The sequence below is a fragment of the Streptomyces sp. NPDC001093 genome, from assembly GCF_040298985.1.
In the GTDB taxonomy this organism is placed as follows: Bacteria; Actinomycetota; Actinomycetes; order Streptomycetales; family Streptomycetaceae; genus Streptomyces.
The window spans coordinates 1-21882 of the sequence record NZ_JBEPBF010000038.1; the positions used below are offsets into that span (position 1 = coordinate 1).

At 70.3% G+C, this 21882-nt stretch carries 16 protein-coding genes; 7 read left to right on the top strand and 9 right to left on the bottom strand.

Translation table 11 applies throughout. The features are described from left to right. Positions 1-1060: MAB_1171c family putative transporter (locus ABT288_RS20375; RefSeq protein WP_351609505.1), on the bottom strand; the 1060-nt coding region annotated here is incomplete at its 3' end. Continuing rightward, positions 1057-1746 (bottom strand): toxin-antitoxin system, toxin component family protein, encoded by a 690-nt coding sequence (locus tag ABT288_RS20380; protein WP_351609508.1) that lies wholly within the window; start codon positions 1744-1746, stop codon positions 1057-1059. The genes ABT288_RS20375 and ABT288_RS20380, both read right to left, overlap by 4 nt. A gap of 219 nt (positions 1747-1965) precedes the next feature. Between ABT288_RS20380 and arfA the strand changes: the two genes are divergently transcribed. Then, positions 1966-3480, top strand: a complete 1515-nt coding sequence (gene arfA / locus ABT288_RS20385; protein ID WP_351609510.1) for an arabinosylfuranosidase ArfA — start codon at positions 1966-1968, stop codon at positions 3478-3480. Here the strand turns inward: arfA and ABT288_RS20390 are convergent. Then, positions 3467-6421, bottom strand: a complete 2955-nt coding sequence (locus tag ABT288_RS20390) for a glycoside hydrolase family 35 protein (protein ID WP_351609512.1) — start codon at positions 6419-6421, stop codon at positions 3467-3469. The genes arfA and ABT288_RS20390 overlap by 14 nt on opposite strands. A gap of 77 nt (positions 6422-6498) precedes the next feature. Between ABT288_RS20390 and ABT288_RS20395 the strand changes: the two genes are divergently transcribed. The 6 genes from ABT288_RS20395 (at position 6499) to ABT288_RS20420 (ending at position 13789) form a co-directional block, all read left to right on the top strand. Continuing rightward, positions 6499-6957, top strand: a complete 459-nt coding sequence (locus ABT288_RS20395; protein ID WP_351609515.1) for an RrF2 family transcriptional regulator — start codon at positions 6499-6501, stop codon at positions 6955-6957. Positions 6958-7089: 132 nt separating this feature from the next. Further along, a complete protein-coding gene (locus tag ABT288_RS20400) occupies positions 7090-7743 on the top strand; it encodes a DUF4360 domain-containing protein (protein WP_351609518.1) in 654 nt (217 codons plus the stop codon). Between the two features lie 287 nt (positions 7744-8030). Continuing rightward, positions 8031-9464, top strand: coding sequence for a family 2B encapsulin nanocompartment shell protein (locus tag ABT288_RS20405; protein WP_351609520.1), 1434 nt, complete (start codon positions 8031-8033; stop codon positions 9462-9464). A 557-nt stretch (positions 9465-10021) separates the two neighbouring features. Then, positions 10022-11389 (top strand): family 2 encapsulin nanocompartment cargo protein terpene cyclase, encoded by a 1368-nt coding sequence (locus ABT288_RS20410; RefSeq protein ID WP_351609660.1) that lies wholly within the window; start codon positions 10022-10024, stop codon positions 11387-11389. A gap of 57 nt (positions 11390-11446) precedes the next feature. Beyond that, positions 11447-12322 carry a geranyl diphosphate 2-C-methyltransferase gene (locus tag ABT288_RS20415; protein WP_351609523.1) on the top strand — a complete coding sequence of 292 codons (876 nt, stop codon included), beginning with the start codon at positions 11447-11449 and terminating at the stop codon, positions 12320-12322. Positions 12323-12442: 120 nt separating this feature from the next. Then, positions 12443-13789 carry an FAD-dependent oxidoreductase gene (locus ABT288_RS20420; protein ID WP_351609526.1) on the top strand — a complete coding sequence of 449 codons (1347 nt, stop codon included), beginning with the start codon at positions 12443-12445 and terminating at the stop codon, positions 13787-13789. A 58-nt stretch (positions 13790-13847) separates the two neighbouring features. Here the strand turns inward: ABT288_RS20420 and ABT288_RS20425 are convergent, their stop codons facing one another. The 6 genes from ABT288_RS20425 to ABT288_RS20450 form a co-directional block, all read right to left on the bottom strand. Then, positions 13848-15557, bottom strand: coding sequence for a pyridoxal phosphate-dependent aminotransferase (locus tag ABT288_RS20425; protein WP_351609529.1), 1710 nt, complete (start codon positions 15555-15557; stop codon positions 13848-13850). A gap of 101 nt (positions 15558-15658) precedes the next feature. Further along, positions 15659-16846: an aldose epimerase family protein gene (locus tag ABT288_RS20430; protein WP_351609531.1), complete on the bottom strand. Its 1188-nt coding sequence runs from the start codon at positions 16844-16846 to the stop codon at positions 15659-15661. A gap of 60 nt (positions 16847-16906) precedes the next feature. Beyond that, on the bottom strand, positions 16907-18151 hold the full coding sequence (gene mmsB, locus ABT288_RS20435) for a multiple monosaccharide ABC transporter permease (RefSeq protein WP_228620177.1): 1245 nt from the start codon (positions 18149-18151) through the stop codon (positions 16907-16909). Beyond that, positions 18148-19698 (bottom strand): multiple monosaccharide ABC transporter ATP-binding protein, encoded by a 1551-nt coding sequence (mmsA, locus tag ABT288_RS20440; protein ID WP_351609534.1) that lies wholly within the window; start codon positions 19696-19698, stop codon positions 18148-18150. Before mmsA ends, mmsB begins: the two co-directional genes overlap by 4 nt. 33 nt (positions 19699-19731) lie before the next feature. Continuing rightward, positions 19732-20841 carry a multiple monosaccharide ABC transporter substrate-binding protein gene (gene chvE, locus ABT288_RS20445; protein WP_351609537.1) on the bottom strand — a complete coding sequence of 370 codons (1110 nt, stop codon included), beginning with the start codon at positions 20839-20841 and terminating at the stop codon, positions 19732-19734. 44 nt (positions 20842-20885) lie between these two features. Continuing rightward, positions 20886-21857: a hypothetical protein gene (locus tag ABT288_RS20450; RefSeq protein WP_351609540.1), complete on the bottom strand. Its 972-nt coding sequence runs from the start codon at positions 21855-21857 to the stop codon at positions 20886-20888. Positions 21858-21882: the final 25 nt, after the last annotated feature.

Below are 21882 nucleotides of genomic sequence, written 5' to 3' on the forward strand. Positions count from 1 at the left end.
CGCCGACGGCCGCGTCCTGCAGCGCCACGGCGGCGGCGAGGGCCCTGGCGCGGCCGGGCTCGTGACCGAGGGCGAGGGCGGCCTCGTACGACCGCTCGCGCAGGTCCTCGTCCAGGTGCCGGGAGAGTTGCAGCAGGGCGTCGCGGATGAAGGTCTCGCGGCGGATCAGGCGCAGTTCGGCGGGGGCCTGCGGGGCGAAGGGCTCGCGTTCGCCGGTGACGGTCCGCGTCAGCTGGTAGAGGGGGCCGAGGGCGCGGTGGCGCAGCCGGACGTGCCAGCGCTCGTTCAGGTACTGGCCGACGTGCGGGACGATGAAGCCCACCGCGACCAGGGTGGCGGAGACGCACGCGCCCGCCGGTGCCACATTGGTGCTCAGCCAGTCCAGGTCGTGGCCGGTCCACCGGGCCACGACGGCGGTGAGCTTGGCCGCGTCGAAGAACAGGTTCGTGGCATAGCCGACGCCCAGCAGCCTGAGCCCCCAGCGCAGCCAGGCGTCGAGGCCGTCGGTGCGGATCCAGTTCCAGATCAGCCGGGCCGTGATCGAGCAGGCCACGGTGTGCGCGAGGAGGTAGAGCAGGATCTCCTCGCGCATGAAGGGGGTGGTGGCGTAGTACGTGTCCAGGTCCCGCAGCCGTTCCACGGGTACGTCGGCGAGGGCGAAGAGCACCCACAGGGCGGCGACCACGCCCGCGTAGACGGCCACGACCCAGCGGGTCACCCGGCGGGTCTGGGCCGTGTCGTCGCGGCCGTTGCGCCAGGCGGTGATCAGCAGCAGCCAGGACGCGCAGAGCGCGGTGAGCAGGGAGTACACCCAGGGCGCGGAGATGTTCGGCACGCCGGTGACCCGGTTGGTCCAGGCGATGGTCCGCGGGGCCGCGAAGACGAACACCGCGCAGGCGAACAGCAGCAGACCGCCGACGGCACGCAGCATCGGGTCCCGCCACATCCTGATGATGCCGGGCAGCTTGATCGCCAGGGCGGCGGTCAGGACGGCCGTGGGGATCCAGAAGGAGACGGAGACCTCGTCGAGCGGCCCCGAGAGGTCGAGCGCCAGGTTCACCGCGCGGCTCCCCCTTTTCCGGACGCTCGGTTCGCCTCCGGGGCACCGGCGCGCCCCTTCGGCTCGCTCGCTTCGTCGCGTCCGCGATAGCCGAGGGTCCGCTGTACGGGGCCGAGGGACCGTTGCACCGGGCCGGGCGGGGTGCCGGCGCCGGAGCCGGTGAGGTGGGGCCGGCACAGGGCGGCCAGGCGGTGCCCGAAGTCGTCCGCCTCGGCCTCGTCGGCCTCCCTCGAGCCGTTGCGGGCGGCCACCGTCAGGGGCATGCCCCGCCAGCCGGGTGCGTCGGCGAGCGCGCGGGCCGCCGCGTCGCCGGCCAGGTGGGAGTGCCGGTGCCCGGCGTGCAGATGCCACAACTCATGGCCCAGGATCACCAGTTGCTGCACGGCCTCGGCCCGCTCCTCCACGATCACCAGGTCGAAGTCGGCGAACTCCAGCCACAGCCCGGTGACCTCGATCTCGTCGGGGAAGCGCTCGAAGCGCACCTGGACCGGCCGTCCGCCGCGCAGCGCGCTCATCTCCTGGCACAGCGCCCGGCACAACTCCCGTACGTCCTCGGGTGTTCCGGGCCGGGCGTGGAGGGCGGCGGCGAGGTCGCCGGCCAGCGCGCGCATGGCCGAGCCCGGACGGGAGCGCCGCAGTCGTACGGCCAGGCGTGTCATCCGCTCACGCGCGCCCGCGATGCCCATCGTCTCCCCCTTCCGCTGGGCAGAGCCTACGCGGCCGGGTGTGTCCCCGTCATGACATGCGGGGGGCGCGGTCGAGGAGAAGACCACCCATCGGCTTGTGTCCCGCCCATTGACGCGGAAGCGCTTCGAATCTACGGTCCCGTTCGAAGTTGCGAGCGACATTCGTCATTCCGAACAACCTACGACGGAGCCACACCGCACCCCACCCCGGAAGGCGCCATGCACCCCGCCCGCTTCACCCTCGACCCCGCTTTCACCGTCGGCCAGGTCAACCCCCGTGTCTTCGGCTCCTTCGTCGAACACCTCGGCCGCTGCGTCTACACCGGCATCCACGAACCGGATCACCCCTCCGCCGATGAGGCCGGACTGCGAACCGACGTCCTCGACCTCGTACGCGAACTCGGTGTCACCGTCATCCGCTACCCCGGCGGCAACTTCGTCTCCGGCCACAAGTGGGAGGACTCGGTCGGCCCCCAGGCGGAGCGCCCCCGTCGGCTCGACCTCGCCTGGCACTCCACCGAGACGAACCGGTTCGGGCTGTCCGAATACATCGGCTTCCTCAAGAAGGTCGGCCCGCAGGCCGAGCCGATGATGGCCGTCAACCTCGGTACGAGAGGCGTCGCCGAGGCCCTCGAACTCCAGGAGTACGCCAACCACCCCTCCGGCACCGCCCTCTCCGACCTCCGCGCGGCCCACGGCGACAAGGAGCCCTTCGGCATCCGGCTCTGGTGCCTGGGCAACGAGATGGACGGCCCCTGGCAGACCGGGCACAAGACGGCACAGGAGTACGGCCGGCTCGCCGCCGAGACCGCACGGGCCATGCGCCAGGCGGACCCCGGAGTCGAACTGGTCGCCTGCGGTTCCTCCAACCAGGCCATGCCCACCTTCGCCGAGTGGGAGGCGACCGTCCTGCAGGAGGCGTACGACCTGGTCGACCACATCTCCCTGCACGCCTACTACGAGCCCACGGACGGCGATGTGGACTCCTTCCTCGCCTCGGCCGTCGACATGGAGTCCTTCATCGAGAACGTGGTCGCCACCGCCGACCACATCGGCGCGAAGCTCAGGTCCACGAAGAGGATCAACCTCTCCTTCGACGAGTGGAACGTCTGGTACCTCTCCCGCTGGGAGGAGCACGCCAAGGGCATCGACCGGTCCGACTGGCCCGAGGCCCCCCGGCTGCTGGAGGACAGCTACAGCGTCACGGACGCCGTCGTCCTCGGCTCGCTGCTCATCGCGCTGCTCCGGCACGCCGACCGCGTCACCGTCGCCTGCCTCGCCCAGTTGGTCAACGTGATCGCCCCGATCATGACCGAGCCGGGCGGGCCGGCCTGGCGGCAGACGACGTTCTTCCCGTTCGCGCAGGCGTCCGGATACGGCCGGGGCGAGGTGCTCGACGTGCGCGTGGACTCGCCGACGTACGAGACGAAGAAGTACGGCGAGACGGACCTGCTGCACGCCACGGCCGTCCGCGCGTCCGACGGCACGGTCACCGTGTTCGCCGTCAACCGCAGCCGTACGGACGCCCTGCCGCTCGAAGTCACCCTGAACGGGTTGGAGTTGACGACCGTCACCGGGCACAGCGCGCTCGCGGACGCCGACCCCGACGCCCGCAACACCCTCGACGAGCCCGAGCGGGTCGTCCCGCACCCGGTCGAGGGCACCGCCCTGGCGGACGGCACCCTCACCGCCGTACTGGAACCGCTGTCCTGGAACGTGATCAGACTGGCGTGACCGGCAGCCCGCCCGTTGCCCTGCCGAGCAGCGTCAGGCGTACGGACCCCGGTCCCGACAGCGTGGTGAACTCCGAGAGGACCGCCAGCGCGAGGGTGTTGGTGCCCCGGGTGCGCAGGACGCCGTTCGGCAGGACGAAGGTGTGCTGCGGACCGACGTTGTTGATGTACTGGCCCATGTTCCAGCCGTTGAGGAAGATCTGGGCACGGTAGGCCCGGTACGGGTCGTCCTGAAGGGTCAGGCCGATCGAGGCGTCGATGTCGGCCGGGACCGAGAGGCGGAAGGTCGTCCGGAACCACGTCACGCCCTGGTACCGGGCGGCCCGCGGGAAGGTCACCGCCTGCCAGTCGTGGTCCTTGAAGCCGGGCAGATGCCAGCCCTCGCGCTCGCCGTACAGGCCGCCGGTGTTCATCGGGCCGCGCACCGGGTCGGGGGCCGCCGCGCCCCGGATCCGCCACCTCACCCGGGGCGAGGCGCCCTTGAAGGCCGCCGCCGTCAGGCCGCGCGCCACCTTGTGCGTGTCGAGCCCCTTGCCGTCCTGGTCGCGCTGCATGCGCCGCACGAGCACGGACAGCACATGCCGGCCGGGCGAGCGCAGGGAGTCACGGACCGGGAAGGCGGCGGTCGCCGCCCAACTGCCCTGCCGGACGGTCGTGTCCTTGTCCGGCACCGGCATCCGGTGGGTGCCCAGCGGCTCGCCGTCCAGCCAGGCCATCAACAGGCCCTGCGTGCCGGTGCTGTAGGCGAGCGAGACCTCCTCCAGACCGGTGGAGTCGGTGAAGGAGCCGCGGTACCAGACGTCCCCGTAGTGGAAGCCGTAGTCGTCGGCGAAGAGGACCGGCTGCCCGGCGGGGACCGGCGTGGTGCTGAACGTCGTCCGCTTGTCCGCGACCGTCCAGTCCGAGTCGTCGAAGCCGGGACCCACCTCCGGGTTCTCCCTGCGCATCCGCCAGCCGCCCAGCTCGGGCAGCCGCACCTCGGGGACGGCCGGCAGCAGGCCGGCGGTCATCAGGCTGCCGGACAGGGTGGTGCGGGTGGGCAGGGTGCGGCCGTTCCACACCAGGGTGTCGATCCCGCGCGGCCCCCACACCTCCATGCTCGTCGTCTGCGTGACGTCACCCGTCAGGTGGACCTCGGAACCGCGCACTTCGGCGTGGCGCAGCAGCGCCGGGCCGTACACCAGCAGGGTCCCGGACAGGGTGTCGTACGGGAAGAGGCGTACGGCGGTGGCGTCGTCGGCGAAGAGCAGCACCAGCGGGGTCTCGGTCTCGCCCTTCTGCACCAGCACCCGGGTCAGTCCGTCCTCGCCGAGCGGGCTGCTCACATGCAGCTCGTCGCCGTTCAGGACCCAGGCGGCCTCGGGGTCCAGCCGCATGACGCTCGGCTCGACCGGGCACTTCAGCACCAGTTCGGCCATGTCGCCGCTGCGCCCCGAGAACAGCGCGATGTCCTGCCGGCCCGCCGTCACGGCCAGCACGGGCTCGGCGGTGGCGTACTTCAGTGTCCGCTCGCCCAGCTTCAGCCCGGTCGTCAGCAGCCGGGCGTCCTTGCCGGGCACGGTGATCCGCAGGCGGCCGGCGTCGGTCGGCAGGTCGGCGGTGACCGCCTCCGTGCCGTCGTTGCGGGCGACGTAGACGTGGGCGCCGGTGTCCGGGTTGGTCAGGTGGTAGACCTTCAGTCCCTCGGCGTGCACGTCCGCCGCCCGGTCCAGCTTGGCGAAGTCGGGCACGCGCTGGAGCAGATGGCCCAGCTGGTGCATCGGCGCGATCTTGTCGGTGACGTTGCGCGCCTCGTCGATGGCGGCGCCGTAGTCGTACGACGTGTAGACGACCGGTGCGGGCAGCCAGCCCCAGGAGGTGCCGCCGAAGGTCATGTAGACGTTGTGCAGGGTGAGCCCGTTGGCCAGGTTGGTCAGATAGAACCGGCGCTCGTAGGCGGCGTCCCGGGTGCGCCGCGACTCGGCGTACCCCTTGCCGTCGAAGAAGGCCCCGCCCCACGGGTCGAACCAGCCGCCGCCGAACTCGGGCACGAACCCGGGCGTGGACGGCGAGGCACTGGCCCCGCCCTGCGCCCCGCCGGGACCGTAGTGCCCCCAGTCGGGCGGGGTCCGGTCCGGCGACGGATACCCGTCGAACCCGTACAGCCAGCCGCCCTTCTCGCCGCCGGTGTCGAACGTCCCGGGCACCCAGTAGCCGTTCCGGCCCTTGTCGTTGTGGAACAGCGGGACGTCGATGCCGTCCGCCCGCACCTTCTTGTACAAGTGGGACATGTAGGACCGGCCGACGGCGTCGCCGGCGTGGGCGTCGTACTCGTTCTCGATCTGGTACAGCAGGATCGTGCCGGTGCCCTGGGTGAACAGATGCCGGCGGGCGATCCGGTTCACCTGGGTCAGCCACTCGTCGACATGCCCCAGATACGTCGGGTCGTCGGTCCGGGCCGTGCCCTTCGTCGCCGTCAGCCAGCCGGGGAAGCCGCCGCCGTCCACCTCGGCGTTGATGTACGGGCCGGGCCGCAGGATGACGTACAGGCCGGTCTCGGCGGCCATGCGCAGGAACAGGTCCAGGTCCCGGACGCCGGTGAAGTCGTACGCGCCCGGCGCGGGGGAGTGGTAGTTCCAGGCCACATAGATGCTCACGGCGTTGTACCCGTGGGCCCGCATCTTCTGCAGCACGTCCCGCCACAGGGAGGGGCTCGGCAGCCGGAAGGGGTGCAGCTCGCCGGACCACACCACGAGCCGTCTGCCGTCCACGAGCAGTGAGTACTGGTCGTAGCCGATGGTGTGCCGACAGCCGTCGGCGCTCGGCGGGGCGGGCGCCGGGCCGGTCGGCACACTGCGCGCCGCGTACGCCGAGGGCGCCCCGGGCCCGCCGCTGCCGCCCAGGGCGAGCCCGAGCGCGGTCGAGCCGGCCAGGGCACTGAAAGTACGTCTGCTGAGCGCCAAGGTGGATCCTCCGCGGGCGATCTTACGGGGCGCGGGTGAAGGCCATTCTCCATGCGGCGACGTCCCACAATGGACCCATGAGGATCTCGGCGCGGGCGGACTACGCGGTACGGGCGGTACTGGAGCTGGCCGTACGGCAGGCTAACGGCCCGGTGAAGGCGGAGGAAATCGCCGCCGCCCAGGGCATCCCGCACAAGTTCCTGGAAGGGATCCTGGGCGATCTCAGGCGTGGCGGGATCGTCGGCAGCAGGCGTGGCGGAGGCGGCGGCTACCGGCTGGCGCGGGACGCGGCCGAGGTCACGGTCGCCGACGTGATCCGCGCGGTGGACGGCCCGATCGTCTCGGTCCGCGGCGAACGCCCGACGGGCCTCGCCTACACCGGCAGCGCACGGCCCCTGCTGCCCCTGTGGATCGCGCTGCGCGCGAACGTCCGCCGGATCCTGGAGGGTGTCACCCTCGCCGACCTCGCGGCGGACGCGCTGCCGGAGCCCGTCCGGGCACTGGCGGCGGAACCGGCGGCCTGGGAGAACCCGTAGGCGCCCGGGTGTGAACGGCCGGGTGTGAATGGCCGGAGTTGAACCTCCCGGTGGTGAGCGGTGGTTCCTACGATGCGGAGCGCTTCACAGGTTCCACACAGACCCCCCACACCCTCGACCCCGGGAGAAACCATGGCTGGTGGACTCCTCCTGAGCGGTGCCGTGGCGGCACTGCTCACCACCGCGATACCCGCCCACGCGCCCGCGGGGGGCGTGTTCGACAACCCGCCCCCGGACAAGATCGTCATCGACGTGGCGACGGTGAACGGCTCCGGCTGCCCCGAGGGCACCGCGGCGGTCGCCGTCTCGCCGGACAACACCGCCTTCACGGTGACCTACAGCAACTACCTGGCCCAGGCCGGCGGCAACTCCGACCCCACGGCCTTCCGCAAGAACTGCCAGCTCAACCTGGTGGTCCACGTCCCTCAGGGCTTCACCTACGCGATCGCCAGCGCCGACTACCGCGGCTTTCTGTCCCTGCAGCCCGGCGCGAGCGCCACGCAGAAGGCCTCGTACTACTTCCAGGGCTCCCCGCAGACCGTGCCCAGGAGCCACCCCTTCAGCGCTCCCTTCAACGACAACTGGGAGGCCACCGACAGCACGGACTGGGCCCAGCTGGTCTGGGCGCCCTGCGGGGTGCTGCGCAACTTCAACATCAACACCGAGCTGCGGGTGAACCCGGGCACCACCAACCCCGACAAGGTCAGCTTCATGACCATGGACTCCACGGACGGGGACATCAGCACCGTGTACCACCTGGCGTGGAAGCAGTGCCCGAGCGCGTAGGCGTACGGGCGCCACGCCGGTCACTGTGAGTATGTGATGGCCGTTCGCCGGTTCTCGCCGGTGAGCGGTCATCCATGCGTTGACCCGCAGAATCGTTCGACAAGGCGTGATGCGCACAAGGGGCGCGCGAGGGGCGCGGTTCGCGCCTGCCGATTGCCCTCGCGCGCCGTCTGGTGCGATCACTCAACGTGAGCATGGCTCTGCAACCCTGTGCACTCAGTGTGACGACACGGCACCAGGTCGTCGCGCCCCTCACGTGCCATGGACGAGGAAGACGAGGTAGAGCCATGCCCCTCGACACAGTGACAGCACCGGCGGCGACCCCGGAGTCGGAGCAGCAGCAGCGCGAACAGCAGAGCCTCAGCACCGCGGCGGCGCGCAATCTCGCCACCACCACCAAGTCCGAACCTCAGATGCAGGCCATCAGCTCCCGCTGGGCCACCCGCATCCTGCCCTGGGTGAACGTGCCCGGCGCGACCTACCGGGTCAACCGCCGCATGTCCTGCACCGTCGGCGACGGCCGCGTGACCTTCGTGAAGACCGGCTCCAAGGTCCAGGTGGTCCCCGCCGAACTGGGCGAACTGCCCCTGCTGCGCGGCTTCTCCGACGCCGACGTGCTCGGCGCGCTCGCCGACAAGTTCGTGCAGAAGGAGTTCACTCCCGGCCAGGTCATCGTGCAGGAGGGCCGCAAGGCCGACCACGTCTACCTGATCGCGCACGGCAAGGTCGAGAAGCTCGGCGAGGGCCCGTACGGCGACGAGTCCATGATCGGACTGATGGCCGACGGCGACACCTTCGGCGGCCAGGTGCTCGCCGGCGCCGCCAAGAAGTGGGAGTTCACGGCCCGTGCCGCGACCCCCACGACCGTGCTCGCGCTGCCGCTGACGGCGTACAAAGCGGTGGCGGACCGCCACGAGGGGCTGCGCCGGCACGTGCAGCGGATCAGCACCGACGGGCACCGCAATCTGAACCGGTCCGGCGAGGCCGACATCCTCCTGAAGTCCGGCCACACCGGCGAGGAGACGCTGCACCAGACCTTCGCCGACTACGAACTCTCGCCGCGCGAGTACGAGTTGAGCGTGGCGCAGACGGTGCTGCGGGTGCACAGCCGGGTCGCCGACCTCTACAACGAGCCGATGAACCAGACGCAGCAGCAGCTGCGCCTGACCATCGAGGCGCTGCGCGAGCGGCAGGAGCACGAGCTGATCAACAACGAGGAGTTCGGCCTGCTCAACAACGCCGACTTCGACCAGCGCATCTCCACCTACTCCGGCCCGCCGACCCCCGACGACATGGACGAGCTGCTCAGCATGCGGCGCAGGACCCGCTGCTTCCTCGCCCACCCCAAGGCCATCGCCGCGTTCGGCCGCCAGTGCAACAAGCGGGGCCTGTACTTCGGCAGCATCGACCTGAACGGCAACCAGATCCCCGCGTGGCGCGGCGTGCCCCTGCTGCCCTGCGGCAAGATCCCGATCAGCGAGCAGGGCACGACGTCGATCATCGCCATGCGCACGGGCGAGGACGACCAGGGTGTCATCGGCCTGTACCAGACCGGCATCCCGGACGAGGTCGAGCCCGGCCTGAACGTCCGCTTCATGGGCATCAACGAGCAGGCGGTCATCTCCTACCTGGTCAGCACCTACTACTCGGCGGCGGTCCTGGTTCCCGACGCCCTCGGTGTCCTGGAGAACGTCGAGATCGCCCGCACGAACGGGAGCTGACGGCGGTGTCGTTGATTTCCCGGGTCACGGCACCGACCGCGGCCCACGACGTGGCGGGCCTGGTACGGGCCCTGCTGTCGGAGCAACCCCCGCCACCGGCCACCGGTGCGGGCCTCCCCACGGGCCCCACAGGCCTCGGCACGTCGGCGACCCACATCCCCTTCGCGGGAACGGCCACCCCCCACCGCTCCCGCACCAGCCGCGGCACCTCCCACACGAACGCCCGCCCCCTACCGCTGCCGACTCCGGCCGTCACACATCGGCCCGGGCCGGCCGATCTCCCGACGAGCGCCGATACGGGGGCACCCGGGAACCGACCGGAGGCCGGGCGGCCTGCGGCGGCCGGGCAACCGGTGGCCGAGCGGTCGGCGGAGGCTGGGCGGTCGGTTGCGGTGTCTTCGCCGGGGGCTGGGCCGGCGCCGGCGGGTGGGCATCGGCCTGCGGCGGCGGTGTCTTCGTCGGGCGGGGATGCGGCGGCAGGGCATGAGCCGGGGGCCGGGCGGCCGGTGGCCGCGCATCCCTCGGTGGCCGGGCAGCCTGCGGCGGCCGGGCAACCGATGGCCGAGCGGTCGGCGGAGGCTGGGCAGTCGGCCGCGGTGTCTTCGCCGGGCGGGGATGCGGCGGCAGGGCATCAGCCGGGGGCCGGGCAGTCGGTGGCGGCTGGGCAGTCGGCGCCGGGCGGGCAACCGGTGCCGGGTGCGGATGCGGCCTCGATCGGGCTGCCTGCCGGGCCGACTGGGCTCGGTACATCGGCGGCGGCTCTCGGCCGTACCGGTCCGGGTGCCGCGGCGGCAGCCGTCAGAGCCGGTCGTGGCGCTTCGGCGGCACTCCTTGCGCCCACCGGTAAGGGCGCGTCGGCGGCCGTCCCCGCCCCCACCGGTCCCGGCGCCTCGGTGGTGGACCGCCGGGTCGCAATCCTCGAGCCCCGCCGGAAGGCACCCGCGGAGGCGTCGGTATCCGATGTCGGGCCCCGGCTGCACTGTCCGCCCGCCGTGCGGGACGACCCCGCCCTGGGTGAGCTCGTCACCGAGCGTCTGGTGGAGTGGGCCGAGGAGGTCGGGATCTACCCGGGCCGGCTCGACAGGATCCGCAAGGCCGACTTCGGGCGGCTGATCATGCTCGCCCACCCCGAGTCCGACGACCCCGACCGACTGCTCGCGGCGGCCAAGTGCGCGCTGTCCGAGTGGGCCGTGGACGACCACTACGTGGACGGCGAGGTCGAGGAGGCAAGGCCGCAGGAGCTCGGCCGACGGCTAGCCATCGCCCACTCGGTGATCGACCAGGCCCACCTCCCGCTCGCCTACGCCCCCCAGCTGGAGGAGGTCGTCCGGGCGGACCCCGTCATGCGGGCCCTCAGGGACAGCCTGCGCAACCTCCACACGTACGCGACGACCTCACAGGTGCGCCGGCTCCGCCACGAGCTGGGCATCATGTTCGTCGCCTACAACCAGGAGGGCTACTGGCAGGCCGCCGGCCACCGCCCGCCGGTGTGGGAGTACCTGATGCACCGGCACGAGAACAGCTTCATCCCGTGCATGGTGCTCGTCGACGCGATCGCCGGTTACGAGATCCCGTACGGCGAGTTCGCCGACCCCCGGGTACGGCGCGCGTTCACGCTCGCGGGCACCGCCACCGTGATCGTCAACGACCTCTACTCCATGGCCAAGGAGAAGGGCCCGACAGACTACAGCCTGCCCCGGCTGATCGCCGCCGAGGACGGCTGCTCCCTCGAGGAGGCCGTCGACCGCACCGTGGACATCCACAACGAACTGATGCTCACCTTCGAGGCCGAGGCGGCCGCGCTCGCCCAGGCCGGCTCCCCGGAACTGCGCCGCTTCCTGGCCGGCACCTGGGCCTGGGTCGGCGGCAGCCGTGAGTGGCACGCCAGCAGCGCCCGCTACCACGAGACCGCGAAGGCCGCCTGACCCTGCCCCGCGCCCCGCGCCTCCCGCACCCCCACCCCGTTCCCAGTAAGGAACCCCATGTCCAAGATCTCCACCCAGATGGAAAGCATCGCCATGGGCGATGTCCTGCGCACCGACTACCAGAAGTCGGTCGCGGAGTACTGGAACAAGGAGAAGGACCCCGTCAACATCAAGCTCGGCGAGGTCGACGGCCTCTACCACCACCACTACGGCCTCGGCGAGTGGGACCCCTCGGTCCTCGCCGGCCCGCCCGAGAACCGCGACCAGCGCATCATCGAGGAACTGCACCGCCTGGAGACCGCCCAGGCCGAGGTCCTCCTCGACCACCTCGGCGACATCACCCCCGACGACCACCTCCTGGACGCCGGTTCCGGCCGAGGCGGCACCAGCTTCATGGCCAACGCGCGCTTCGGCTGCCACGTCGACGGCGTCAGCATCTCCGAGCAGCAGGTCGGCTTCGCCAACGACCAGGCCAGGCACCGCGGGGTCACGGACAAGGTCCGCTTCCACTTCCGCAACATGCTCGACACCCGTCTGGAGACCGGATCGCGCCGGGCGATCTGGACCAACGAGACGACCATGTACGTCGACCTGTTCGAACTCTTCGCCGAGTTCTCCCGTCTGCTGGAGTACGGCGGCCGCTACGTCTGCATCACCGGCTGCTCCAACGACGTCACCGGCATGCGCTCCAAGGCGGTCAGCAGGATCGACGAGCACTACACCTGCAACATCCATCCGCGCAGCGAGTACTTCAGGGCACTGGCGGCGAGCAACCTGGTGCCGATCCAGGTGGTGGACCTGACCCCGGACACGATCCCGTACTGGGAACTGCGCGCCAAGTCCTCGCTCGCCACGGGCATCGAGGACCCGTTCCTCACCGCCTACAAGGAGGGCAGCTTCCACTACCTCCTCATCGCGGCCGACCGCATCTGAAACCAGGGCGCCTGCGTGGTGCCGTACGCGCGGGACGTGCGACACCACGCCCGGCGCGGGAGCCGGATCACGGGCCTGCCAAGCGCTTGCGGGGGTACCGAGTCACGTGTGGGAGAGGACATGAGAGCACATTGCCTTTGGGGCAAGGCCGTTGTCGTCGGCGGCAGCTATGCGGGACTCGTGACCGCACGCGTGCTGGCCGACTTCTTCCGCGAGGTCGTCCTCGTGGAACGGGATGCCGTCGACGAGGACACCGGCGCTCATCCGGGTGCTCCGCACGGCTACCAGGGGCACGCGATGCTGGCCAGGGGCGGTGAGATCCTGGAGCGGCTGTTCCCGGGACTGCGCGAAGAGCTGAGGGAAGCGGGGGCTCCGGTATTCGACTACGGAGAGGGCATCGACTTCCTGCTGCCCGTCGGGCTCGCGCCACGGCAGCGTACGGGCGTCCCGGTCCAGAGCTTCACCCGCGACGAGCTGGAACGCCGCCTGCGACGCAAGGTGCTCGCGCTTCCCCAGGTCACGCTGCTGCCGTCCACCAAGTGTACGGGCCTGACCCGGGACTTCGCGGGCCGTGTGAACGGCGTGAGGTGCCAGTCGCAGAGCGCGAAGCCCTTCCAACTGGCCGCCGATCTGGTCGTCGACGCCTCCGGTCGGTCCAGTTCCCTGGTGGACTGGCTGAACGACCTGGGGATCAGCGTGCCGCCCAAGCGGACCGTGCGGGCGAAGGTCACCTACACGTCGATGAACTTCGACCGGCCGGCGGAGGGCCACCCCGACCACCCCGACTACTACGTCGCCTATCAGATGCTGTTCGCTCCCAGTGTGCGCCGGGCCGGGGTCCTGCTCGCCGTGGAGCGCAGCCGGTGGACGTGCATGCTGTTCGGGTTCCACGACCAGCCGCCGACCGACGACGAGGGCTACCTGGCGTTCGCGAAGAGCCTGAACACGCCGCACCTGGCCGAACACATCGCCCGGCGCTCCGTCCAGGAGCCCACCCGTCGCTACACCAATGTCGACAACCAGTGGCGGCCCTTCCACGCCGTCCGGGACTGGCCGGACCGCCTCCTCGCCGTCGGCGACTCCGTCTGCGTCTTCAACCCCGTCTACGGCCAGGGCATGACGGTCGCCGCGATGGAGGCGGAGCTGCTGGAGCGCATGCTGAGGCGACGCGGCACGACCGGGCGGCTGGACGGCCTGGCGCGCGAATTCCAGAAGAAGGTGGGGCGTCTGCTCCTGCTTCCGTGGACGGTGTCCACCAACTCCGACCTGATGTGGACCCCGGACGGCCAGTCCCTCGCCGCGCGCTTCGCCCACTGGTACAACGTGCGTCTGTTCCACGTGGCGGTGCAGGACCCGGCCGTGTGGACGAGGTTCGTCCGGGTGGTGAACATGATGGCCTCACCGGCCCTGCTGTTCCATCCCTCGGTGGCCCTGAAGGTCCTGAAGCTCTCTTCCCGGCGTACGTGACGCATGCCGACCAGGCGGCGGGCAAGAGGGCGACGACGACGGCCGCGGCTCCGACCGGCTACCCCGCCTGTCCCATGCCCGCCGCGTTCGGCCAGCTCTGGGCGTTGGGCCAGCCTGTTGCCGGGGCCGGGGTCAGGCCGGTGGGCGGGGCCGGGGTGGCGGGGGCCGTCATGCCGCGTACCTGGGCGGCCGTGAGGCCACCGCGTGCCGGGACACCCGGCGGGGTGAGGCCGGCCGCCGGGACGGGGACGGGGGCCGGGACGGGCGCCGGGGCCGGAGCTGCGGGGACGGGGGCAGGCAGCGGCGGGGGGAAGGCGGCGGGGGCAGGAGCCGGTATCGGAGCCGGGACGGGAGCCGGGACCGGAACCGGAGCCGGAGCCGGGACCGGAGCCGGGATCTCTGCCGGCGGCTGCTGCATCGGCACCGCCTGGGCTGCCGCCGGCATCGGCATCCCGGCGCCGGGCGGCGGTACGGCGGCGGGGAGCGGCATGCCGGTGCCGGCGGCCGGGGCGGGAGCGGCGGGCATGGCCTGGGCCTGCGCGGCAAGCTCCGGCATGCCGCCCCCGTTGGTCTCGCTCATCAGCCGGTCCACCGCCGCCGTACCCGAGCTGTAGCTGGTCCCTGTGCCCAGCTCGGGTACGGCGGCTCCCCTCCTGGACCCGTAGAGCACCTGTTCCAGGCCGGACACCAGGCGACGCACGTCGACCTGGGGGCGCACCACGAGTCTCAGGAAGCGGCTGGACGAGCCGATCTTGTTGCCGCACTCGCGGACCAGGATCCGGTGCTCGGTGAGCATCCGGTCCCGGACCACCGTGCCCTCGGCGCCGACGGGCAGCCGTACGAAGAGGAAGTTCCCCTGGGACGGGTACACCGTCAGGCCCGGGAGTGCGGAGAGGTGGCTGGTCATCTCCAGGCGGTCACGGCGGACCTGCTGCAGGCTCTGGGCGTACTCGGTGCCGTGCTCCTTCAGCATGAACACCACGTGCTCGGCGAAGGAGTTGAGGTTCCACTTCGGGAGCATCGCCCGCACCTTGCCCGCGAGCGCCGGGTTCGCGACCAGGTAGCCGAAGCGGACGCCGTGCAGGCCGAAGTTCTTGCCGAGGCTGCGCAGCACGATGACGTTGGGGCGGAGCATGGCCTCCTGGACGACGCTCGGTTCGGCCTCCGCGTCGGCGAACTCCAGGAAGGACTCGTCGACGATCACCAGGTCGAGGTCCGTCATCGCGTCCATGAACTGGACGACCTGCTGTTTGCGCAGATAGCCGCCATCGGGGTTGTTCGGGTTGCAGATCACCGCCACGCGCGTGCCCCGGGTGCGGATGAAGTTCGCGTACTGGGCCAGGTCCAGCGCGAAGCCGCTCGCCTCCTGGAGCGGGAACATGTCGACCCGCTTGCCGGTCTCCATCGGCTGGTCGGTCCAGCGGCCGAAGGTCGGCACGGGGACCGCCAGGGACTCGCGGACCATGAGGTGGTCGATCCAGGTGATCAGCTCCGTGGACCCGTTGCCCATCGCCACGCACTGCGGGGGCAGCTGGAGGAGGCTGCACAGCTCGGCGGTGATGGTGTCGGCGCCGCTCGGGTAGTAGGTGATGATCTCGCGCAGCCGGGCCGCCAGCTCGTCGTACATGGCCGGGGTGGGGAAGTACGGGTTGCACGGGACGCAGAAGTCCACCGGGCCGGTTCCGTCGCCGCCCTCGCGCGTCAGCGCCGCCATGGAGGGGCTGTGCGCGGCGGTGCCGCGGAACAACGAGGTGACGTTGCCGGCCAAAGGGACCTCCGTTTCGGGTGGCCCGTGCGGGGGAGCACGGGCCACCCATCGATACGGAGGGGACGGCAGTGGCGTTCAACTCACCGGCCCTGTGAGCCGGTTCACGCCCCGAACGTGTGGATCGTCGTCGTCCGGTAGGTCTGCCCGGGCCGCAGCACGGTCGACGGGAAGTTCGCGTGGTTCGGCGAGTCCGGGAAGTGCTGGGTCTCCAGGCACAGGGCGTCGCCCTGACGGTAGGTGTGTCCGCCGGTGCCGGTGAGGGTGCCGTCGAGGAAGTTGCCGGAGTAGAACTGCAGGCCGGGCTGGTCGGTGGCGATCTTCAGGGTGCGGCCGGAGCGCGGGTCGCGCAGGGTCACCACATGTTCCGGGCGCTGCGTGATGCCCTTGTCGAGGACCCAGTTGTGGTCGTAGCCCTTGGCCTGCACCTGCTGGACGTGCCCGGCGCGGATGTCCCGGCCGATCGGCTTGGCGTGGCGGAAGTCGAACGGGGTGCCCGCGACCTCGGCCAGCTCGCCGGTCGGGATCAGGCCCGAGTCGGTGGGGGTGTAGCGGGAGGCGGCGATCCGGAGCTCGTGGTCCTCGATCGTGCCGCTGCCCTCGCCGGCCAGGTTCCAGTAGACGTGGCTGGTGAGGTTGACGATGGTCGCCCTGTCCGTGGTGGCCTCGTAGTCGATGCGCCACTCACCGTGCCGGGTGAGGGTGTACGTCACCTTCGCCTTGAGCGTGCCCGGGTAGCCCATCTCGCCGTCGACGCTGGTGTAGTGCAGGTGCAGGCCGACCTCGGAGCCGTCGGCGAACGGCTCGACGTCCCACACGTGCTTGTCGAAGCCCTGCTTGCCGCCGTGCAGGCTGTTCACGCCGTCGTTGACGGAGAGCTGGTAGCTCTTGCCGTCGAGCGTGAACCGGCCCTTGCCGATCCGGTTGCCGTACCGCCCGATCAGGGCGCCGAAGTACGGGCTCTTGGCGACGTAGTCGGCTATGTCGTCGAAGCCCGCGACGACGTTGGCGTAGTGGCCGCGGCGGTCGGGGACCTCCAGGGTCTGGACGATGCCGCCGTAGTTCAGGACCTTCAGCCGCGTGCCGCCGTTCTCCAGCGACCAGCGGTAGATCTTCGTGCCGTCGGCGAGCGTGCCGAACAGTTCCTTCACCGGCTTACGGCCCCCTGAGGTGGCGGACGCGGCCTGGGCACCCGCCGCGGCAGCGGCTGATGTCTGCGTCGAGCCGAGGGTGGTGGCGGCGATACCGGCCGCCGCGGCTCCAGCGATGACCGTGCGTCTGTTCAGTTCCATGGATGCGGCTCCCTGAGAGGAGGGGCCCCACCGGCTCTGTCCGGTGGGGCCCGATCTGACTTACGAACCGGACTTGCGCTTGTTCCACACGTCGAAGCCGACCGCCGCCAACAGGGCCAGGCCCTTGATGACCTGCTGCCAGTCGGTGCCGACGCTGAGGAGGTTCATGCCGTTGTTCAGCACGCCGAGGACGAGACCGCCGATGATGGCACCGAGCACGGTGCCGACACCGCCGCTCATGGAGGCACCGCCGATGAACGAGGAGGCGATGGCCTCCAGTTCGAAGCCGTCGCCCGCCTTCGGCGAGGCCGCGTTCAGACGGGCGGCGACCACCAGACCCGCCAGGGCCGCGAGCACGCCCATGTTCAGGAACACCTGGAAGGTGATGCGCTTGTCCTTCACGCCGGACAGCTTGGCCGCCGGCAGGTTGCCGCCGATGGCGTAGATGTGCCGGCCGAAGACCGAGTTGCGCATGACGTAGCCGTATCCGCCCACCAGGACACCGAGGATGATCAGGATGATCGGCGCGCCGTCGTAGCTGGCGAGCAGCATGGTGAGGGCGAGGACCGCGGCGACCAGCGCGACGAGCTTGAGCAGGAACAGCTTGAAGGGCACCACGTCGAGGGAGAACTCCTGCTGGCGGCGCCGGTCGCGCACCTCCTGCCAGACCACGGCGGCGATCAGGACGATGCCGAGGAGCAGGGTGAGGTTGTGGTAGTTGGTGTTCGGGCCGACCTCGGGCAGGAAGCCGTTGCCGATCTTCTGCAGGCCGTTCGGGAACGGGCCGAGGGTCTGGCCCTTGAGGAGGATCTCCGTCAGGCCGCGGAAGAGCAGCATCCCGGCGAGGGTGACGATGAACGACGGTATGCCGAAATACGCGATCAGGAAGCCCTGTACGGAGCCCGCCACCGCGCCCACCAGCAGGCACAGCACCAGGGCGACGGGCCACGCCACATGGTGCTGCACCGTCAGTACGGCCGCGAAGGCGCCCACGAACGCCGTGATCGAGCCGACCGACAGGTCGATGTGCCCGGCGATGATCACCAGCATCATGCCGATCGCGAGGATCAGGATGTAGCTGTTCTGCAGCACCAGGTTGGAGACGTTGCGCGGCAGCAGCAGGTCGCCGCCGGTCCAGAACTGGAAGAGGACGACGATCAGACCGAGCGCGATCAGCATGCCGTACTGGCGCATGTTGCGGCGCAGGCCGCCGAGCACCAGCCGCAACAGGCCCTCGCCGGCGGCCGGTCCGCCCTTGCCCGGCGGCGCGGCCGCCGGGGTCTTGTCGGTGACGTCCGTGCTCATCGGGTTACCTCTTTGTCCTTCGTCATCTGGCGCATCAGCACTTCCTGCGTGGCCTCGGCCCGCGGCACCTCACCGGTCAGCCGTCCCGCGGCCATCGTGTAGATGCGGTCGCACATGCCGAGCAGCTCCGGCAGCTCCGAGGAGATGAAGACGACCGCCTTGCCCTGGGCGGCCAGTTGGTCGATGACCGTGTAGATCTCGTACTTGGCACCCACGTCGATGCCGCGGGTGGGCTCGTCCAGGATCAGCACGTCCGGACCCGCGAAGATCCACTTGCTGAGGACGACCTTCTGCTGGTTGCCGCCGGACAGCTTGCCCACCGGCTCGAACACCGTCGGTGCCTTGATGTTCATGGACGTGCGGAAGCCCTCGGAGACCTGCCGCTCCGCCTGCTCGTCCACCACACCCCGCTTGGCGACCTTCTTCAGCGCGGTAAGCGAGATGTTGCGGTTGATGGTGTCGATGAGGTTGAGGCCGTAGTGCTTGCGGTCCTCGGTGACGTACGCGATGCCGTGCTCCACCGCCTCCGCGACGGTCTTCGTACGGATCTCCGTGCCGTCCTTGAGGACCGTGCCGCCCGCGTACCGGCCGTAGGTGCGGCCGAAGACGCTCATCGCGAGTTCGGTGCGGCCGGCGCCCATCAGGCCCGCGATGCCGACGATCTCGCCCCGCCGGACGCTGAGCGAGACGTCGTCCACGACCTTGCGCTGCTGGTCGATGGGGTGGCGGACGGTCCAGTTGCGGATCTCCAGCGCGGGGGCCGCACCCTCCTCCGGCTGGTGCGGGGTGCGCTCGGGGAAGCGGTGGTCGAGGTCGCGGCCCACCATGCCGCTGATGATCCGGTCCTCGGTGGTCTCCGCCGCCTTCACGTCGAGCGTCTCGATGGACCGCCCGTCGCGGATGATCGTCACCGAGTCGGCGACCCGGCGGATCTCGTTGAGTTTGTGGGAGATGATGATCGAGGTGATGCCCTGGTTCTTCAGCTCCAGGATCAGGTCGAGGAGTTTGCCGCTGTCCTCGTCGTTCAGGGCCGCCGTCGGCTCGTCGAGGATGAGCAGCTTCACCTCCTTCGACAGCGCCTTGGCGATCTCCACGAGCTGCTGCTTGCCCACGCCGATGTCGGCGACGCGGGTCTCCGGGTGCTCGTCGAGACCGACCCGGCGCAGCAGTTCGGTGGCGTGGCGCAGCGTCTCGCGCCAGTTGATGAGTCCGCGCGTGGCGTGTTCGTTGCCGAGGAAGATGTTCTCCGCGATGGAGAGGTACGGCACCAGCGCCAGCTCCTGGTGGATGATGACGATGCCGTGCTGCTCGCTCGCCCGGATGTCCCTGAACCGGCAGAGCTCCCCCTCGAAGAGGATCTCGCCCTCGTAGGTGCCGTGCGGATGGACGCCGGAGAGCACCTTCATCAGGGTCGACTTGCCGGCGCCGTTCTCCCCGCAGATGGCGTGGACCTCGCCCTGCCGGACGGTCAGGGTGACGTCCGACAGCGCTTTGACACCGGGAAAGGTCTTGACGATCGAGCGCATTTCCAGGACGGGTCCCGCCATGGTCGTGCCTTCCAATCCGTAGGGGGCGGGCGCTTACTTGAGCTCGGACTCGGTGTAGTAGCCGCCGTCCACCAGCACCTGCTTGTAATTGGTCTTGTCGACGCTGACCGGCTGGAGCAGGTAGGCGGGCACGACCTTGCTGCCGTTGTTGTATGTCTTGGTGTCGTTGACCTGCGGCTTCTTGCCCTTCAGGGCGTCGTCCACCATGGTCGAGGCGACCTTGGCGAGCTGCCGGGTGTCCTTGTAGACGGTCTGTGTCTGCTGCCCGGCGATGATCGACTTGACCGAGGCGAGCTCGGCGTCCTGGCCGGTGATGACCGGCAGCGGGTTGCTGCCGGAGCCGTAGCCGTCCGACTTGAGCGCGGACAGGATGCCGATGGAGATGCCGTCGTACGGCGAGAGCACCGCGTCGACCCGGCCGCTCTTGTAGGACGAGGTGAGGATGTCCTCCATGCGCTTCTGCGCGGTGGTGCCGTCCCAGCGCAGCGTCGTGACCTGGTTGAGCTGGGTCTGCCCGGACTTGACCACCAGCTGCTTCTTGTCCATGTACGGCTTGAGCACGCTCATGGCGCCGTTGAAGAAGTACTTGGTGTTGTTGTCGTCGTTCGAGCCCGCGAACAGCTCGATGTCGAACGGGCCCTTCTTGCCGGCGTCCAGGCCGAGCTTGTGCACGATGTAGGTGGCCTGGAGGACGCCGACCTTCTCGTTGTCGAAGGAGGCGTAGTAGTCGACGTTCGGGGTGCCGAGGATCAACCGGTCGTAGGCGATCACCGGGATGTTCGCCTGGTGCGCCTCCTGGAGCACGTTGTTCAGCGACTTGTTGTCGATCGCCGCGACGATCAGGCCCTTGACGCCCTGTGTGATCATGTTCTCGATCTGCGAGACCTGGGTGCTCGGGTCGTCCTCGCCGTAGACCAGCTTGGTCTTGTAGCCCATGGACTGCAGGTTCTTCACGACGTTGTTGCCGTCGTTGATCCACCGCTCGGAGGATTTCGTCGGCATGGCGATGCCGATGGTGGCGCCCTTGACGTCACCGGTCTTCTCCTTGCTGCCGCCCGAGCTGCTCTGCCCGCAGGCGGTCAGGGTGAGGGCGAGCGAGGCTGCTCCGGATATCGCGGCGAGTGCGGCTCTGCGGTTGCGCATGGTGATCCGTCCTTGGTCTTCTCGGTCGTCTCGTCGTTGAGGGGTCACACGGTGATGGGGAAGCGGTTGAGCGGTCCGGGCAGTCGCGAGCCGAGCGGCGCCATGTCGCCGTCCGCGCCGTGCCGGGCGAGCAGGTCCAGGGCGAGGCGGCCGCGCCGCACCCGCTCCCGGGCGGTGTCCAGGGTCACGTCCCTGAGGTGGGTGCCCCACGGGTAGATGCCGGGTGCCTTGGACAGGCCGAACTTCAGGTAGAGCGGGGCGCCGCGCCGGATCAGCTCGGCGACCTCGTACATCCGCACGTAGCCGCCGAGGTCGTCGGGGGCCTCGATGTACATGTCCATGGGAGCGGCGGACACCCGCCGGATCTCGGTGAGGTGATCCAGCGTCAGATCGCTGGGCACGTTGACCGAGTCGGCGCCGAGCCGCTCGAAGACGGCGTACGAGGCCGGGTTGACGGGGCCGATGAGCGCCGAGACCTTCAGCGTGGTGCCGGCCGGGATGATCCCGGCCTCGCGGGCGCGGTGCAGGGTCCACAGCACGCCCTCGTCGGCGACCAGCAGGCACCTGACGCCCAACTCCGTGGCCCGTACGGCGTCTTCGACGCACCCGGCGATCGCGTCGTGGCCTCGTGCGCGCAGTCCGGCCCCCCGCGAGTCGGAGCGCACCGAGCCGCCGATGTCCCAGGTGCCGCGCGGGCCGGTGAACAGGCAGAGTTCGATGTCGCGTGCGGCGGTGGCCTCGACCATCTCGGTGATCTCGGCGTCGGTGAGCATCCACACGCCGCTGCCCTGGCTGATCCGGTGGATCGGCACATCGAGGCGTGAGGCCTCCTTCAGGACGACCGCCAGCGCTTCGGGACCCTCGCACGAGGGGATCTCGGTGCGCCAGCGGCCGCCGCCCGGGAAGGTGTGGGCGGAGGCGTCGGCGGGGTCGAGGGCGGGCGCACTCAGGCCGAGGGCGGTGAGCGCCTGCTCACCGGGTCGGCGGGCCGCCGTGGCGGAAGCGTCGGTCGTCACAAGCTGTCCTTCGTGTCGAGACGTT

What these genes read in the sequence shown, in the direction of transcription:
- mmsB (WP_228620177.1), bottom strand. Translation starts at nt 18,151, where the DNA reads ATGAGCACGGACGTCACCGACAAGACCCCGGCGGCCGCGCCGCCGGGC.
- ABT288_RS20405 (WP_351609520.1), top strand. Translation starts at nt 8,031, where the DNA reads ATGCCCCTCGACACAGTGACAGCACCGGCGGCGACCCCGGAGTCGGAG.
- mmsA (WP_351609534.1), bottom strand. Translation starts at nt 19,698, where the DNA reads ATGGCGGGACCCGTCCTGGAAATGCGCTCGATCGTCAAGACCTTTCCC.
- ABT288_RS20430 (WP_351609531.1), bottom strand. Translation starts at nt 16,846, where the DNA reads ATGGAACTGAACAGACGCACGGTCATCGCTGGAGCCGCGGCGGCCGGT.
- ABT288_RS20380 (WP_351609508.1), bottom strand. Translation starts at nt 1,746, where the DNA reads ATGGGCATCGCGGGCGCGCGTGAGCGGATGACACGCCTGGCCGTACGA.
- chvE (WP_351609537.1), bottom strand. Translation starts at nt 20,841, where the DNA reads ATGCGCAACCGCAGAGCCGCACTCGCCGCGATATCCGGAGCAGCCTCG.
- ABT288_RS20420 (WP_351609526.1), top strand. Translation starts at nt 12,443, where the DNA reads ATGAGAGCACATTGCCTTTGGGGCAAGGCCGTTGTCGTCGGCGGCAGC.
- arfA (WP_351609510.1), top strand. Translation starts at nt 1,966, where the DNA reads ATGCACCCCGCCCGCTTCACCCTCGACCCCGCTTTCACCGTCGGCCAG.
- ABT288_RS20400 (WP_351609518.1), top strand. Translation starts at nt 7,090, where the DNA reads ATGGCTGGTGGACTCCTCCTGAGCGGTGCCGTGGCGGCACTGCTCACC.
- ABT288_RS20395 (WP_351609515.1), top strand. Translation starts at nt 6,499, where the DNA reads ATGAGGATCTCGGCGCGGGCGGACTACGCGGTACGGGCGGTACTGGAG.
- ABT288_RS20415 (WP_351609523.1), top strand. Translation starts at nt 11,447, where the DNA reads ATGTCCAAGATCTCCACCCAGATGGAAAGCATCGCCATGGGCGATGTC.
- ABT288_RS20410 (WP_351609660.1), top strand. Translation starts at nt 10,022, where the DNA reads ATGGCCGAGCGGTCGGCGGAGGCTGGGCAGTCGGCCGCGGTGTCTTCG.